This is a genomic window from Marinicella meishanensis (assembly GCF_019931145.1).
Lineage (GTDB): Bacteria > Pseudomonadota > Gammaproteobacteria > Xanthomonadales > Marinicellaceae > Marinicella > Marinicella meishanensis.
Window position 1 is genome coordinate 259555 of the sequence record NZ_JAIOUV010000003.1, and the last position, 16707, is coordinate 276261.

13 protein-coding genes are annotated in these 16707 nt (G+C 51.4%); 11 read left to right on the forward strand and 2 right to left on the reverse strand.

The window, feature by feature from the left end; all coding sequences use genetic code 11:
• Window positions 1-68: 68 nt before the first annotated feature.
• The 4 genes from K7G70_RS06040 (at window position 69) to K7G70_RS06055 (ending at window position 4296) form a co-directional block, all read left to right on the forward strand.
• Window positions 69-1565, forward strand: a complete 1497-nt coding sequence (locus K7G70_RS06040) for a GGDEF domain-containing protein (protein ID WP_223787709.1) — start codon at window positions 69-71, stop codon at window positions 1563-1565.
• Window positions 1492-2109, forward strand: coding sequence for a GNAT family N-acetyltransferase (locus K7G70_RS06045; protein ID WP_223787710.1), 618 nt, complete (start codon window positions 1492-1494; stop codon window positions 2107-2109). The genes K7G70_RS06040 and K7G70_RS06045 overlap by 74 nt, the downstream gene beginning before the upstream one ends.
• A gap of 138 nt (window positions 2110-2247) precedes the next feature.
• Window positions 2248-2427 (forward strand): hypothetical protein, encoded by a 180-nt coding sequence (locus K7G70_RS06050; RefSeq protein WP_223787711.1) that lies wholly within the window; start codon window positions 2248-2250, stop codon window positions 2425-2427.
• A gap of 90 nt (window positions 2428-2517) precedes the next feature.
• A complete protein-coding gene (locus tag K7G70_RS06055) occupies window positions 2518-4296 on the forward strand; it encodes a tetratricopeptide repeat-containing diguanylate cyclase (RefSeq protein WP_223787712.1) in 1779 nt (592 codons plus the stop codon).
• Here the strand turns inward: K7G70_RS06055 and K7G70_RS06060 are convergent.
• Complete coding sequence (locus tag K7G70_RS06060) at window positions 4286-5395, reverse strand: pyridoxal phosphate-dependent aminotransferase (RefSeq protein WP_223787713.1); 1110 nt, start codon at window positions 5393-5395, stop codon at window positions 4286-4288. The genes K7G70_RS06055 and K7G70_RS06060 overlap by 11 nt on opposite strands.
• Window positions 5396-7555, reverse strand: coding sequence for a 5-histidylcysteine sulfoxide synthase (gene ovoA / locus K7G70_RS06065; RefSeq protein WP_223787714.1), 2160 nt, complete (start codon window positions 7553-7555; stop codon window positions 5396-5398).
• A gap of 245 nt (window positions 7556-7800) precedes the next feature.
• On the opposite strand from ovoA, the gene rsfS reads away from it, so the two are divergent.
• From rsfS to tldD, 7 genes are read left to right on the forward strand one after another with little or no spacing between them, the layout of a single operon-like run.
• Window positions 7801-8163, forward strand: a complete 363-nt coding sequence (gene rsfS / locus K7G70_RS06070) for a ribosome silencing factor (protein WP_223787715.1) — start codon at window positions 7801-7803, stop codon at window positions 8161-8163.
• Entirely contained in the window at window positions 8160-8630 is a 471-nt protein-coding gene (gene rlmH / locus K7G70_RS06075) for a 23S rRNA (pseudouridine(1915)-N(3))-methyltransferase RlmH (protein ID WP_223787716.1), read from the forward strand. The genes rsfS and rlmH overlap by 4 nt, the downstream gene beginning before the upstream one ends.
• Complete coding sequence (locus K7G70_RS06080; RefSeq protein ID WP_223787717.1) at window positions 8623-9231, forward strand: Maf family protein; 609 nt, start codon at window positions 8623-8625, stop codon at window positions 9229-9231. Before rlmH ends, K7G70_RS06080 begins: the two co-directional genes overlap by 8 nt.
• A 5-nt stretch (window positions 9232-9236) precedes the next feature.
• Window positions 9237-10712 (forward strand): Rne/Rng family ribonuclease, encoded by a 1476-nt coding sequence (locus K7G70_RS06085; RefSeq protein WP_223787718.1) that lies wholly within the window; start codon window positions 9237-9239, stop codon window positions 10710-10712.
• Window positions 10713-10739: 27 nt separating this feature from the next.
• Window positions 10740-14456 carry a YhdP family phospholipid transporter gene (locus K7G70_RS06090; protein WP_223787719.1) on the forward strand — a complete coding sequence of 1239 codons (3717 nt, stop codon included), beginning with the start codon at window positions 10740-10742 and terminating at the stop codon, window positions 14454-14456.
• Window positions 14449-15297 (forward strand): paraquat-inducible protein A, encoded by an 849-nt coding sequence (locus K7G70_RS06095; RefSeq protein WP_223787720.1) that lies wholly within the window; start codon window positions 14449-14451, stop codon window positions 15295-15297. The genes K7G70_RS06090 and K7G70_RS06095 overlap by 8 nt, the downstream gene beginning before the upstream one ends.
• Window positions 15263-16702, forward strand: coding sequence for a metalloprotease TldD (tldD, locus tag K7G70_RS06100; RefSeq protein ID WP_223787721.1), 1440 nt, complete (start codon window positions 15263-15265; stop codon window positions 16700-16702). Before K7G70_RS06095 ends, tldD begins: the two co-directional genes overlap by 35 nt.
• Window positions 16703-16707: the final 5 nt, after the last annotated feature.

A 16707-nucleotide genomic window follows, 5' to 3' on the forward strand; every position in this document is an offset into this window, starting at 1 on the left:
GTCATTACACTTTTCTCAAATCTTATCAAAAAGCATTCAAAGGAGAATCTCTCGAAGCCATTGAACTGATGGAAAATCTGATTCCGAATTGTGAAGATTTGCGGGTGAGGATTCGGGTCAATGCGCTCATTGCCAACATTGCTGTGATTGGTGGTGATTACATCAAAGCGTCCAATAACATTGATTTGGTCATCCAAAATGCAGAACAGACATCAGATGTGACATCTAAATTGTTGGCTTATTCTGTTGCTGCCATTGTCTATAACTTGCTGGATCAGAGAGAGTTGGGTGTTAAGTACAGTCAGTTACTATACAACTTAGAGCCTTCTGAGAAGAACTTGTGTCATTTGCACTACAGCAGCAATGTTCATCATTTAGATAAAGACAATCCACCCATAGATTTCTCCAAAATCAGCAGCATGTCTGAACAATGTCGTGCCAGCGGTAACCTCCTCTACAGTCAGTTCATCGTGTTAGACAACATCAAATGGAAATTAACTCAAGAACAAATTGATCCCGCCACCATGGATGAAATCAGGCAGACATTGGAAGCCTTGAATGATGAAATTTCAAGCAGTCCATACCAAAACATTCTGGGTATTTTTGCGGCAGTTAAAGCCAAATACCATTGGCTGAATGGTGAGACTGAATCGGCCGAACAAAGGGCCCTGAAATCCATTCAACTCAATCAAAATCTAGGCATCACAGAACAACTGATCATGGCCTTGGAAGTGTTGGAAAATGTGGCCAAGTCGAAAGGGGACTATGTCAGTTCCTATGATTATTTGAATCAAAAAAATGAGGCTGAGTTGAAAATGTATGACCAGTCTCAGGCCAAACAAATGGCTTTTATGACGGTCAAGCACTCCAATTTGGCCAAGGTGTTTGAGATCGAGCAGTTGAACCGACAAAAAGAAGTGTTGGAACTGGAAAAACAATTGGCCAAACAAGAAGCCAATAACCAACGCCTGGTGATTTTGTTGATTTTGACTTTGGTGGGATTCATGGCCATGTGGTTGGTGCGAATCAAGAAAAAACACGATTATTTCAAAGGTGTGTCAGAGATTGATCATTTGACCAAGGTGCTGACCCGCAAAGCCTTTGAAGAACAAGTCTCGGAACTCCTGGTGAAATGTCAGGAACAGGAAAAGCCGATGAATTTGGCCATTGTCGACTTGGATCATTTTAAAAATGTCAATGACACCCACGGCCATTTGATTGGTGATTGGGTGCTGAAGAATGTGGTGTACGCGATCAAAGAATTGGTCGAAGAGAACATGATCATCGCCCGCTTGGGTGGCGAAGAGTTTTGTGTGGTGATACCGATGGTCGATTGTGAGGCCATGGCAGCGAAATTGGAGACCATGCGCCGGGCCATTGAAACCTTGGACTGCAGTGAATCAGGGGTGGAGCTGTCGGTCACTGCCAGTTTTGGCTACACCTCTTCAGTGACTTCAGGTTACTCTTTACCGATGTTGCTGACCCATGCCGATGTGGCCTTGTTTGAAGCGAAAAAACAAGGGCGCAACCAAGTGGTTAAATTCAACAACATTCATCGCAAGTAGACACAACGATTCCCCATTGCTCATCCCGCATTTCATTCCATGTGCTGACCATCAACTGGTGTTGTTGGCACCCCATCACTTTACGGCATATTGGCACATCTACAGCAATGAGTCTTTGATGCAACACATCAAAAAGCCTTTGACCAAACAATCAGCTAAGCGGCTGTTTAACTTCACACTGTCTGAATTGACCAGTCCACAACCAACAAAATTGACTTACATGATTGAGAATTCCTGTCATGAAGTCTTGGGTTTGGTGGGGCTGACGTTGCCAGAGAAGCCCAATGGTTCTGCCGAGATTGGGGTCATGATTCTGCCGCAATGGCAACGGCAAAAGGTGGCTCATCAGGCCAAGCAAAGCTTAATTGCCACCGCATTTGAGCGCATGGATCTAAGACACATTTATGCCCACTGTGAAGTGACAAACATCGCAGCAAACCGAGCGAATCAAAAACTTGGATTTGATTTGGATGACTCATTTCATGATCCAAAGAAAGGCACAGAAATCAAAGTCTGGAAAATTTCAAGACCGGATTCAAAATGAAATTGGACGTAAAAGAACAATGAAATCTGCCGCAAGATATCACTGTGGTGTGACCCAAATTTTCATGATACGATGTCTTTGCTTGAATGCGTTCAGGCACAAACCTAAAGTCAATCAATCTAAAAAGAGGAATAACTTATGAAGCAAATGATCAAACAATTAGAATCACTGGGTGCCAATTCATCCATCAAACAATACAACAGTTTAGATGACATGTTGTCAGATCGCATGATGGACCAAGCTGAAGTTGATGCCATGTTCACCAAATCATCAGAGCTGATTTGTATCCATGATCCAGGTGATGACGACGACGATTGATTGCTCAATCCAATGACTAATACCATTGGGTACAGACTGTGCCCGGTGGTCTTTTTTTTTTATGATACTGAAATTGCGATTGCATTATTCATGATTTTTTTACGAGCCAGTTGGTTGACCGTATTGTTGGGCGTGGTGGTGATTGTTCATGCCACCGAGACTGATCGTTCATTCATGGATGCGTTGAATGGCGTTGAAAAAATCAGAAAAACCAAGCCAGATTTGTTCAAACAGCAATTGGATGAATTAAGTCCAATGCAATCACAGTTCAGCGTGGAAGAACGTTGCTACTATGATTTTTTGCGGTTTTACGCAGAGGGTTATGAGGGTAATTATGAGTCTACCATCAAAAATGTAAATGCCCTCAATGAACGCTGCCCAAGTCCAGCCAACCAGCTGCGTATAAAAAAATTTCTGGCCAACATTCAGATGATCACTGGGGACTTCAAAGACGCCATTCAAAACCTCAATGATGCCATTGAATTAACCGAATCGGTGGATGATGCGTATTTGGTCTCACAAGTGCTCAATGTGGCTTCCATATCATATCGCTTGATGCATCAGGACAGTTTGAGCATCAAATATGCCGATTTATTGATCAATGCCAACTATTCTCGGGAGGACGTGTGTCTGGGACAATTCAACAAATACCGGGTGTTGATGCGCCAAGGGCAAGCGCGGCAGCATGAAAATGAAATCGAACAAGCCACCGCCAATTGTCAAAACAGCCAAAACATCATTGCGGCGCTGTTTTTACAGCTTGATTGGTATCGATACACCATTGATAAAAGCAGCACAGCCGATACAGAAATCGCTGCAGCCCTGGATCACTTGTTAAGCTTGGAGTCCCAAGTGGCAGATACTGGGTTCAAGAACATTCATGTTTATTACCAAGCATTGTTGTCGCGTTTGTATTTCATGGCAGGACAAAGCGACATGGCCAATGTCAGCGCCAAGAAAGCCATTGAAGAAAACAACGTGATCGGAGAAACCGAACAATTGTTGATGGCCATGGAAGTGCTGGTATCAATTCACCTGGAACGGGGACAATACCAACAAGCTTACAGGTACTTGAAAGAAAAAAGTGTCGTTGAAAATGAGATTTACCAACGAAAATTGGCCACCCAAGTGGCTTATTACCGTGTCTTGCACGAAAACCTGGCACAGGAACTGGAAATTGAGCAGTTGAATCAAAACAATGAACTGTTGCGACTGGAAAATCAATTGGCTGCTGAAACCGCCAAACGGCAGCAGCTGATGATGCTGTTGATTGCCAGTTTGTTGCTGTTGTTGGGCGTATGGGCCTTCAAAATCAAAAAGCGCCATGATTATTTCAAAGAAGTGGCCGAAATCGACCATTTGACCCAGGTGTTCACCCGCAAAGCCTTCGAGGAGAAAGTGCGGGTCATGCTGGAAGAGGCGGCCGAAACCAATTCTCCGGTTAATTTGGCGATCATGGATTTGGATCATTTCAAAAACGTCAATGACCAGTACGGTCATCTGGTGGGTGACTGGGTGTTGAAGCAAGTGGTGTTGACCTGTGAAGAAGTGGCCGATGAGGACATCCTGGTGGCCCGTTTGGGTGGTGAGGAGTTTTGTTTGGTTTCACCCAGCATCAGTCAGCTGCAAATGATGCGTTTGATGGAGAAAATGCGAGCGGCCATCGAAGCCATGGACAGCAGCGACTCAGGGGCCATTTTTGACATCACCGCCAGTTTTGGGGTGACCACCACGGCCTTGTCAGGTTACCGCGTATCGATGTTGTTGACCCATGCCGATCTGGCCTTGTTTGAGGCCAAAAACAAAGGCCGCAATGAAGTGGTGGCCTACGATGAGATCATGCAGGACGTGATGGCCGTCAAGGCGTGAACATCTGTTGATAGATTGGCCCCATGTCTGGGGCGCCCAAAGTCAATCTGAAGCCGGCTTCGTCGGTCAAGAACACCGCATTCGGCAACACCAACCAGCCCCAATCTGCGGCCCACTTTTGCAACAGCCTTTCGAGGTCATCTCCCCGATACTGAATGAAAGCGGTGGCAGCTGCCTGCGGGGCTTGCCAATGGAACTTGGGGTGCTCTTGCAACCGCTGATTGAGCAGTGCTTTGTTCTGTTCAATGATCGCCACCTTGCGCCGCCACAGGGTTGCCATATGTGGCACGATGGCTTGGCACAGGTGCGCATCCAGACTGCTTTGACAAATCGACACATGTGATTTCACCACCAGCAGCTGGTCTCTGAGCGACTGGCTTTGTGCTGCCAGCCAACCCAGGCGGACACCGGGCAAGGCCAGGGCTTTGGACACCACACCCATGGAGATGGCGCGGTCATACAATTCAGCGGCGTTGCTCAGGCGAGCCGTGCCAGCGTGTTCCAAGCCCCGGAACACCTCATCGGCCAACAACCAACAACCGCGTTGTTCACACAAATTGACCAAGCGTCGCAGATCGCCCTCACTGAGCTGCGCGCCGGTGGGGTTGTGGGGGAAATTGATGACCAACAGTCGGGGGGCATCAGACAGGGCCTGTTCCAGGGCCGGCCAGTCAATGTGCCAGCCCTGGTCAGCCACCAATGGCAATATTTTGACTTGGGCACCGGCATCGGCAGCCACTTGGGCCAAAGGTTCAAAACCAGGAGAGAAGGTGATCACTTCGTCACCCGGCTTGAGCAAGGCCTGCATCACCAGGAAAATGCCTTCCTGGGCCCCAGCGGTCAACACCACATCGTTGGCGCTCAATGATGGATACAGGTGCTGGCACAACATTGCCCGCAGCTGAGGGTGGCCCTGCACCGCTTCATAATGCAAGGGGGCTTGCGTCAACCATGCCGCCAGGTCGGTGTTGGTCAGGGTCGACAACTCGTCCCAAGTCCATGGCTGGGGGTTGCTGCTGTGCAGGTTTTGCAAGGGGAGGCCCAGCCGGGCAGACAGCCGGGCACTGTATTGGGCCATTTTGAATGGCTTGAAGTCCATTCAGGGGCGTTTATGCCAAATGGTCAGTTGGGCGATGGTGTGCTGGTGCTTGCGGGCGGTTTCCCGAATCACAAACGGCACGTCTTGTGGCAGCGCCACCAGGTCAAACTGGGTGCCCAACACCTCTTTGAGGGCATCCAAGGTGGTGACATTCTCGCCATTGACTTTGATGCCACCGAGCCAGTTCTGCTTCTCGGTGAATTCCTCCAGCCAGGTGTAGGGCGAAGTCAGCACCAGATAACCGCCGGGTTTGATGCGCTCTTGGATGCTCAACAAAAACTGTTTGGGCTGGTACAGGCGATCAATCAGATTGCCGGCAAAGATCAAATCGTAGTCGCTGTACTTGTCTTTCAGGTTGCAAGCATCGCCTTGCGAGAATTCAATTCGGTTGACCCGCTCGCCCAAGGCCAAATCGTCCAAACTGAACGATTTGATGGCAGTCAACTCGCCTTCGGTGGGGATCATGTATTTGACTTCACCGTGCGCCACCAAGTTGATGGCATTGCGGATGAAGCGGGTGGAAAAATCCACCCCATCGACATGGTCATAATGGCGTGCCAATTCAAAGGAACTGCGCCCCACGGCACAACCCAGGTCCAAGGCCCGCGCATGGTGGGACAAATCAACGTGGGGTAACAAGGCGTCAATACAGGCTTTGGGAAAATTGGGCACCCCGAAATACTCGGCCCCGTAGTGGAACTCCAGGTATTGGGCGATCAGCTCGTCCGTTTCATAGGTGTTGAAGGTTTGATTCACTTGGGTCTCCGATTCAATGTATCTGAATCCTGCGTGTTGAAAAAAGTGGCGGCGAAAAGCATAGCGGGAAGCCAGGTGAGCCTCATTACCGGTGCTGATCCAGCTGCCGCCTTTGATTAAGTTGTGTTGCCCATCAAAGGTGGGCACGGAAAAGTCGTCGTAGGCGGGGTGCACCGCAAAGCCTTCAAAACCATCGATGGCGGTTTCGGTCCATTGCCAGACGTTGCCGATGACATCGCCAAACTGTTCGGCGCCAAACAAAAACCGGTCCACCGGCATGGCCGAAGCGGCATGGGCCATGTCGATGTTGCCAGGCGCCGCCGTCCAATGCGGATAATGGGCCTGGTCGGCCATGGTGTGGTCATACAACCGATACCACTCAGCCTCGGTGGGCAGGCGGATGGGTTTGCCGGTGCGCGCGGCCAACCAATTGCAATAGGCTTTGGCTTCCAAGTAATTGACATCAACCGGCCAACTCCAAGGCATGCTGACTTCATTGGTCATGTTGCGGTACAGCCAAGTGCCGTCTTGTTGACGCCAAAAGGTGGGGTGCTCGGCTTGGCGGAAACAGCGCCATTGCCAGCCTTCCTCGGTCCACCATTGTTGGTCTTTGTAACCACCGTCTTCAACAAAGGCCAAATATTGCGCATTGGACACCAGATACTGCGCGGCTTTGAACGACGCCACATCGGTGCGCAACTGGCCATATTCATTGTCCCAGCCGTAGGTGTCTGAGGGCCGGCTGCGGCCTTGTTCCACCGTGCCACCTGGTACGGGAAGCAAGCGGTTGTCGACCACCGCATGATCCGTCTCGTGGGCAGGCCAGTGGTCACTGGGTGCCACAAACTCCAGGTCCAATTGGCGGATCAACACCGAAGAGGTTTCCAAATGGATGCGTTCATGCTCAATGCCCATAAGGATGATCCAAAACGGGTCCTGCCAGTTGATCGGCAAGTTCAACGGCAGGCTGTTTATCAAGTCCAACACCATGGCTTTGACCTGATCGCGGTAGCGATAAACGTCAGCCACCGGCGGCCAGTCATAATTGGCCGAATTGACATCATCCCAGGACATTTCATCGACGCCGATGGCCATCATCGACTCGATTTGTTCGTCGATGTTGTGTTCGATCAACTTGGAAACCCGCAGTTTATTGACATAAAACACCGCCGTGTGCGCCAAATAAAAGATCAGCGGATGGCGCAGCGGTTCGGGTTGTTCATAATAAGCCTGGTCATTTTTCAGGCATTCAAACAGCTTTTCATAGGTGTCCCAAGTGCTGTTGAAGTGGTGCTTGATTTCGGCCCGCTTGTGATCGACATCACCATGTAACAACATCGGTGTTTTGCTGATTTCGAGCGGAATGGTCAAGTTCTGCGTGGGGTGGTTGTGTGGTTTTTTCATGCGGCGTATTGTTCCATGGCAAGTGTGAATGATTGATCAACAACTGTGGGGTTTGGATCACCTGCTCAGACATCATTATACCCCACCGGGCGGGTGACCGACCGGTGATTCTGAATTCAACTGACCGGTCACTGACAATTTCATCACAAATAAATCGCTATGCGGGCCGTCACTTTGCCATCAAAGACTTACTCGTTTCGAATGTTTACATGCTAAAATACCCCGATTCCACTCAAATTCAGTTTGTGCAAGAAAACGTAGAAAATCAAAACCAGTCCAAACCCGTTTCCGAAGTCCTTTTTCAAGCAGTCAACGATGCCAAAGCCCAAAATGTGGTCTCCCTTGATGTCAGTCACCTGACTGCAGTTACCGATCACATGGTCATTTGTAACGGCACTTCCAGTCGGCATATGCGCCATTTGGCCGATGAGGCTGAAAAAGCCGTGCAAGAGGCCGGACATCAAGTCCTCAGCACCGAAGGCTTGGATTCCAATGAATGGATGATCGTGGATTGTGGTGATGCGGTGTTGCATGTGATGAGTGCCGAAGCGCGGGAATTTTACCATCTGGAAGGGCTGTGGGACATCAAAGCGACTGCTGAAGAATGAAAATCACGCTGCTGTCCCTGGGGCACAAGATGCCGGCTTGGGTACAAGAGGCGTTCCACACCTACAACAACCGATTGCCCAATCACCTGAAGATCCAACCCTTGGAACTGGCCGCAGTGTCTCGGCAAAAGGGCATGAGCGTGGCACAAATTAAGGCCCAGGAAGCGGCCCTGCTGAACAAACACTTGAGTCCCGATCAGATCCAAGTGGCGCTGGATGAAGGCGGCAAAGCGGTGACCACCCAAGCGGTGGCACAACAATTGGATCAATGGCAGATGTCAGGTCAAGATGTGAGCATCATCATCGGCGGTGCCGATGGCTTGGATTCGTCCATCTTGCAACAGGCCCAGCAGCGCTGGTCTTTGTCGCGGTTAACCTTTCCCCACCAGCTGGTGAAAGTGATTGTGGCCGAGCAGTTGTATCGGGCCCACAGTTTACTGAGCAACCACCCTTACCACCGTGAATGAGTTCCGCCTGACATTGGCTTCGGCCTCACCCCGCCGGGCCGAGCTGTTACAACAGTTGGGTTGGCAGTTGGACATCCTGCCGGTGGACATCGATGAAGCAGCTCATGACGGCGAAGACCCCGCGGCGTATTGTCTGCGCATGGCCACAGAAAAATCACAGGCCGCACAGACCCAAATTCAAACCCCATGGCCCATCATAACCGCCGACACCACCGTGGTGTTTGACGGTGAAATTTTGGGTAAACCCAAGACCCGTGAAGACGCCTTGTTAACACTGTTTAAACTTTCCGGTCAGACCCATCAGGTATACTCTGCGGTGGCGGTGACTTATGCCGGCCAAAATGTGTCCGTTTTGAGTGAAAATCAGGTCACCATGGCCACCATCGAAGAAGCCGACATCAAAGCTTATATTGCCTCGGGTGAACCGATGGACAAAGCCGGTGCCTATGGCATCCAGGGTTTGGCGGCGATGTGGATCAAGCACATCAGTGGCAGCTACAGTTCGATTATGGGCTTGCCGTTGTATGAAACCTCCTCATTGTTGGCCCAATTGGGGGTGAACGCACCCTTGAATGCGTGGTCTGAATCGGTTGTGAGATAAATGCGATGGCAAAAGAAATATTGATCAACAGCAACAACTTCGAAACCCGGGTGGCCCTGGTTGAGGATGGTTTGTTGTCAGAAATTTGCTTGGAACGCTCACAACAACACTCCATTGTGGGCAACATCTACCAAGGCACGGTGGAAAAGGTGTTACCGGGTTTACAAGCGGCTTTTGTCAACATCGGCGAAAACAAAGCGGCCTTCATTCATGTCTCAGACATCGAAGAACAACAAGCCGATAACCGCCCGGATGGCTACGAAGCCAATTATGGGTCCATTGCGCAGATACTGCACGAAGGGCAAAAAATCGTGGTGCAAGTCTACAAAGACCAAATCGGCAGCAAGGGGGCCCGCATCACCACCCAATTGAGCATCCCCAGCCGCTATTTGGTGATGATGCCCAACAACCCCAATTTGACCGCAATTTCGGCCCGCATCACCGATGATCAAGAGCGCGAGCGCTTGACGGAATTATTGCAAAAAATCAACCATGGCAATGAGGCTTTTGGTTTGATTGCCCGCACCAATGCCGAATTGGCCGGTCACACCGCTTTGTTCCATGACTGGCGATTTTTACATCGATTGTGGGCGCGTTTGGATGTGCGCATCAAAGCTGCCAAGTCACCCAGCCTGATTTACAGTGAATTTTCTTTGGCCAAGAAGGTGGTGCGCGACCAGGTCAATGAAAACCTCACCCGCATCACCACCGATTCACATGAAATTTTTGCCAACCTGTCAGAGTTTTTGCAGGATTTTGCCCCGGAATGGGGTGGCGAGCTGGTGGAACACACGGTGTCGAGGCCCCTGTTTGACCAATTCCACATCGATGACGAAATTGACCGCTCCATCAGCCGCAAAGTGGATTTGAAATCCGGTGGCAATTTGGTCTTTGATCAAAATGAAGCGATGACCACCATCGATGTCAACACCGGTCAGTTTGTGGGTTACAAATCATTGGAAGACACCGCCTTCAAAACCAATTTGGAAGCGGCCCAGGCCATCGCCCGACAACTGCGCTTGCGCAACATCGGCGGCATCGTCATCATCGACTTCATTGACATGGTGGAAAAGTCCCACAAATTACAGGTGCTGCAAACCCTGGAAGAGCAGTTGGAAGGGGACAGTGCCCGCACCAATGTGTTGGGTTTCACTGGTTTGGGTTTGGTGGAGATGACCCGCAAGCGGACCACCGAAAACTTGCAGGACATGCTGTGTGAACCTTGTGACAAATGTCATGGCATGGGTTCGATTGAGACCATCCAGACCATCAGTTTCAAGCTGTTTCGTGAGATCACCCGCTCGGTCAAACAATTCAAAGCCAGCAAAGTCATGGTCATTGGCTCGGCCCGTCTGGTCCAATACATCATTGATGAGCATTCAGAGACGCTGGCTGAAATGGAAGAAACCCTGGGCAAACGGATCAGTTTCCAGGCCGAAGAGAGCTATGAACGTCATCAACATGACGTGGTCTTGCTCTAGCACAGGACACCACATCAGGTTGCCGGCATGACCAAAACCCGCAAACATCATTGGCTGTTCAAGCTGTGGGTCAAACTCCGTGGCCTGCTGGCTTTGGTCATTGTGTTGGCCGGGGTGGCGGTGGGCATCCTCAGTTTGTTGCTGCCATTTGAGTCCCTTTATCAACAACGCCTGGAAGACTTCCTGGAAGACCAATGGGGCCTGGCGGTGGACATCGAGGAAATCCAGGGTTCGTGGCGGGGTTATGGTCCACATTTTGCCTTGACCGAGCTGAAACTCACTGGCAAACAAAGTGTGCAATTGGAATCGGCTGATTTGACTTTGAATGTTTATCAGATGCTGATTCCCGGTGGCCGCACCGGCATCGACTTGAGCATCAACCGGGCAGAGTTGGACATGATTCGATCGGCGCAGGGTGCCAGCATCACCATCAACGACGATCAAGACGAGGCCCGTTTCACCGAAACCCTGGACCGGATCTTACAAACCGGCTCGTTGCGGGTGGAAGAAATGTCGTTGAATTTGGCCAACGAAGCCGGTGAAGTTTTGTTGGCCGGTTTACAAGCCGATTTGTTGTTGGAACAAGACCAGACCGAACGGGCGCTGCAACTGTTGATCCGCCCAGGAGAGGGCAACCAAGGCATTGAGGTGTTGAGTCGGGGCTTGCGCAACCAGTCTTTGACCCGCGATGCACAATGGTATCTTCGGTTTAATCAATTTGACTTTGCCAGTTTGACCGATTTGGTGACCCAGATGGCCGATCATGTGGGCGCCTTACAAGGTGAGTTGGATGGTGAGTTGTGGCTGCAAGCCGAAGCGGGTGCCATCCGCTCACTCACCGGTTCCTTGCGTTTCACCGACGCCGCACGAGACTTTGCTTTTGTCGCCACCATCAAACACCAAGGCACGGCCAAACACTGGAATGGCTTGATTCGCATTGAGCAGATCACCACCGCAGGGGTGTCCCATCCAGCCTTTGACATTCATCTACAACGACATGGCGACCAGACCCAGGTCAAAAGTGCTCAAGTGCCATTGGCTTGGGTGATTGGTTTGGCGCATGCCGCCGGTTTGGCCGAGCCCTTACAAGCGTCACTGATCAATGACTATGTCGGTGAATTGACTTTGGTGGAAGCCACATATGACGAAGCCCGGGATCAATTGGCCCACGGTTACCTGGGATTTTCCGGGGTGGGGCTGAATCATGCAGCCTTTCAATTGGCTGGGTTGCGCGGTGAGGTGCAGTTGTCTGCTGACCAGGCTCAGGTGTTGCTGGACTCGGCGGCTGGCCAATTGTCGATTCCACCCATTTATCGCGGCACCTTGAATTGGCAAGAATTAACGGCCCAGATGGTGGTGGATTGGTCGGCCCCACAGCCGCGGTTGACCGTCAACAACCTGTGGTGTGCGTGTGAAGATTTCACTTTGTCGGTGTGGGGTGAATTCACCCAAGGTGACAACCCGCACCTGCGCTTGACCAGTCAGGTCACCGATGTGGTGGTGCCGGCCTTGAAAAAATATTGGCCCTATCGTGTCTGGAATCCCAAAACCATGGCGTGGCTGGATGACAGCATGTTGGCCGGTGCGGTGGACCGGGGCTATGTGTTCGTGCAGGGTGAAATGGTGCCCAAAGCCTTCAAACAGGGTTTTGCCCAGTTCGTTTCCAGGGCTTACACCCGCGGTATAGACAACCGGTTTCATCCGGCCTGGCCAGTGGTCGAAGACATTGATGCGGTGGCCTGGTTCAACCAAGACTCGTTCACCGTTGACCTCCAACATGCCCACACCCAGGGCATCCACGTGGGGCAGGCCGAACTGACGCTGGCCTCATTCGATACCGGTCTCATCAATGTGCAGCTGCAGGCAGCCAGTGTCGGCAACGAAATCCTCGATTACATCCGCCGTTCACCCTTGGTCAAAAACATGGATTTGAACGACATGATCCAAGTCGGCGGTGAACAGGCCATTGAGTTGGCCTTCGCCGTGTCAACCAAAGCGGAACAACAAGCCCCCTTCTTACCCAAGGGGCAAGTCACCTTCAGTCAGGGGCAGTTTGATACCGAGCATTTTTCATTGGCCAACATCAATGGTCCCGTGAGCATCAAAGGCCATGAACTCAGCATGCAGGATTTGCCGGCCACACTCAGCGAAGCACCGGTGAAACTGAATGGAACCGTGGTCACCGAACCGGGTCAAGGCGTGGCCATTGATGTCAATTTGCAGGGCGATTTGAGTGCGGCCTACCTGCAATCGGTGGTGGGGCAGGCTTTGCCAATTTCGGGCACAGCGGCTTGGAACATCCACATTGCTCGCGTGGCAGAGCAGTTACAAATGACCGCTGAATCCGGTTTGGCTGGCATGGCCATCGATTGGCCAGCGCCGCTGCAAAAGGATGTCGCAACGAACAAAACCCTGCAGGTGACGTGCTTGATGCCGTGTAAAAGTTCGGACATTGCGATCAATTACAACCATGAAATCATCACCAACTTGCAGTACCGCGATGGTCAACACCAGTTGACCCAGTTGCAATTCAGCGATGGCATCACACCACCAGAGGCCATCGCTGAGTCGGCTGAGCACCCTCCCATGGCGCCATTCGGTGGCACCATCAATCGCCTGGACTTGGACCAATGGTTGGAAGTGCTGGCCGCCACGCCCAGCCTCACTGTGCAGGAACGCACCTTGCCCACCGACGAATGGCGTTTGCATGTGAAACAATTGTTGTTCATGTCGCGCACCTTCACCGACTTGGATGTGGTGGTGCGGCGTGAGGCCAACCGTTTGCGAATCCAAGTGGCCGGTCCTGCGGTTGAGGGACAATTGCTGATCGATGATAACGTCCAGCAAAAAGGCATCGTGGCTGAATTTGAGCGTTTGGATTGGATCGAGCCTGACGAGGACCTGCTGCAGCAGGTGAGTGAAGGGCAGGATTCATCGATGCCCGATTTGCATTTGTGGGCCGGTGATTTCAGCTATGCCGGTATTCCCTTGGGCGATTTGCGACTGGAAATGCGCAACGTGGCCGATGGCATCAAAATTGACCAATTGAGCATCAAATCGGCATTGGCTGAAATCAATGTGGCCGGGGTGTGGAACAAAGCCGACAGCCCCGGCGGACAATCGGCCTTCAGTGTGGTGATGTTTTCTGAACGCATCGCTGATTTTTTGAAAACCGTTGGCTTCGATGCGCCGATCACCAATGCCCAAACCCTGGTCGAACTGAATGCCGAGTGGTTGGGCGTGCCCAGTCAATTCAACATCGCCAACATCTCTGGTGATTTGGACATCAAAATCGGCCAAGGGCAGGTGTTGGATCAAAATCCAGGCTTTGGCCGGGTCTTGGGCTTATTCAACCTGACCAATTTACCGCGGCGGTTGTTGTTGGATTTTCGCGACGTGCTGGCCGATGGCTTGTTGTTCAACAGCATGGAAGGCCATTTCACCATCACCGATGGGGTGGCCACCACCGAAGATTTCTTAATCAAAGCATCTTCTGCTAAAATCCACATCGAAGGTGATGTCGGTTTTGCCGATCAAAGCTATGCGCAAACCATCACCGTCAGGCCTCAAATAGGCAAGACCTTTCCCACCATTGGCGCCATTGCCGGCGGTCCAGTGGGTGCCGCGGCCGGATTTTTGGTACAGGGACTGTTGGACAAACAGCTTAACAACAGCAATGAAATCATTTACCGGGTCACTGGCACCTGGGATGAACCACTGATCGAGTTGATATCGGATGAATAAAAACACCTGGGCACAAGTCATTTACCTGCTGATCACGACCACTTTTTGTGCCTATCTGGCCTATGAATCTTGGGGTCAGTCGGTGGCGTATGAGCACCGCATCCAAACTTTGTCCGAGCGTTTGTCCATGACCGACAACTTCAAATCAAAAAGCAAGAAGGTCTTCGAATGGCTGACCATTGGCTTGTACGATGGCCATTCAGAAGAGCTGGCAGAGCTCAATGAGCTCAAAGGCCAGGCCGAACAACACGACCGCCTGGCCAATAAATACACCAAATTGTTCATCGCCACTTTGGTCTTGATGTTTCTGTTGCATGGGTTTTGGCAGTCCAAAATGTCGTTGTTGGCTTTGCTGGCGGTGACAGTGATGGCGCTGGTCACGGGGTGGTTTGCCCCGATCCTGGCGGTGGTTGCCTACCAAGACATACCGGTGTTGGGCCAAACGGTGTTCCAGTTTGAATCCAAAAGCATCGTTTCGGCCCTGTTAAAACTCTATGAATCCGGCCAAGTGGCGATCGCGGTGGTGATCTTTGTCTTCACCATCCTCACCCCCATCTTCAAATCCCTGATGATGCTGGTGGTGTTGTTCAGCCAGAATTTGCATTTCTCACAGAAAAGCATCCGGGTCCTGAAAACCATTGGCAAGTGGTCCATGTTGGATGTCTTTGTGATTGCCATTCTGGTCACTTATTTCACCACCAAATCCGGTGGTGCCACCGATGCCACCTTACAAATCGGGGTGTTTTATTTCGTGGCATACGTCATTGCATCCATGTTTCTTACCTACCTCATCAACATCAAAAACCATGTCAATTCAAAAAACCAGCCAAACCTTTCTTGAGCCAGGCGGACTGGCAGTCAGTCATTTGGAAACCCTGTTAGCCGACGCCTTGAGCACCGGGGGGGACTTTGCAGATCTGTATTTTCAATCCTCGCGATTGGAATCGTGGGTGTTGGAGAACCAACAAGTCAAATCGGGCAATCACAGCATCGATCGCGGGGTGGGCGTGCGCATCAACCAAGGCGAAAAGACCGGGTTTGCCTACACCGACCAATTGAACCTGCAGGGCATCGGTGCCGCGGTGAACACCGCCAGAAGCATCGCCCGCAGCCAAAACACCCACGCTGGGGTCAACCTGCGCAGTGAAAAAGCCGCTGAATTGTACACCCCAGTGGATGTGCTTTCTGGGGTCGACAACCAAGCCATCATCGACCTGTTGAACCAAATGGATGCCCAAGCCCGGCAACAGGATCACCGGGTCCAAAAAGTGATCTGTTCATTGGTTTCCTCACAAGAAGAAATCATGGTGGCGGCCAGTGACGGCATCTTGGCCGCTGACATCCGGCCGATGGTGAAGCTCAGCATCCAAGTGATTTGTGCCGATGACAAAGGCCGCATGGAAATGGGCTTTGCTGGCGGTGGTGGGCGCATTTTGTTGACCGACGTGTTTCAACCCGGTTATGCCGATGCCTATGTGCAGCAAGCCATCCATGGGGCATTGATCAACTTACAAGCCAAACCGGCCCCGGCCGGCGAAATGCCGGTGGTGTTGGCCGGTGGTTGGCCCGGGGTGTTGTTGCATGAAGCCGTGGGCCATGGTCTGGAAGGCGATTTCAACCGCAAAGGCACCTCGGCTTTTTCCGGTAAAGTGGGTCAGCAAGTGACCTCAAAAGCTTGTACCATCATCGACAGCGGGGTGATGCCACACCGCCGTGGGTCTTTGAACATCGACGATGAAGGCACGCCTTCACAGGAAAATGTGTTGATTGAAAATGGCATCCTCAAAGGCTACATGCAAGACAAATTGAATGCGCGTCTGATGGGGGTCCCGACCACCGGCAATGGCCGCCGCGAATCCTTTGCCCACTTACCCATGCCGCGCATGACCAATACCTACATGCTGGGCGGTGAGTATGATCCACAGGAAATCATCGAATCAGTTGATAAAGGCATTTATGCGGTGAATTTCAGTGGTGGTCAAGTTGACATCACCAACGGCAAGTTTGTGTTTTCGGCATCCGAAGCCTACCTGATTGAAGGCGGGAAGGTCACCCATCCGGTGAAAGGGGCCACCTTGATCGGTGATGGCCCGGCCGCCATGCAACGCGTCAGCATGGTGGGCAATGACCTGGCCTTTGATCAAGGCTTGGGGGTCTGTGGCAAAGACGGGCAAAGCATTCCCGTGGGCATTGGTCAACCCAGTTTGAAAATCGATCGCCTGACGGTCGGTGGCACCCAAGTGTAAACGCC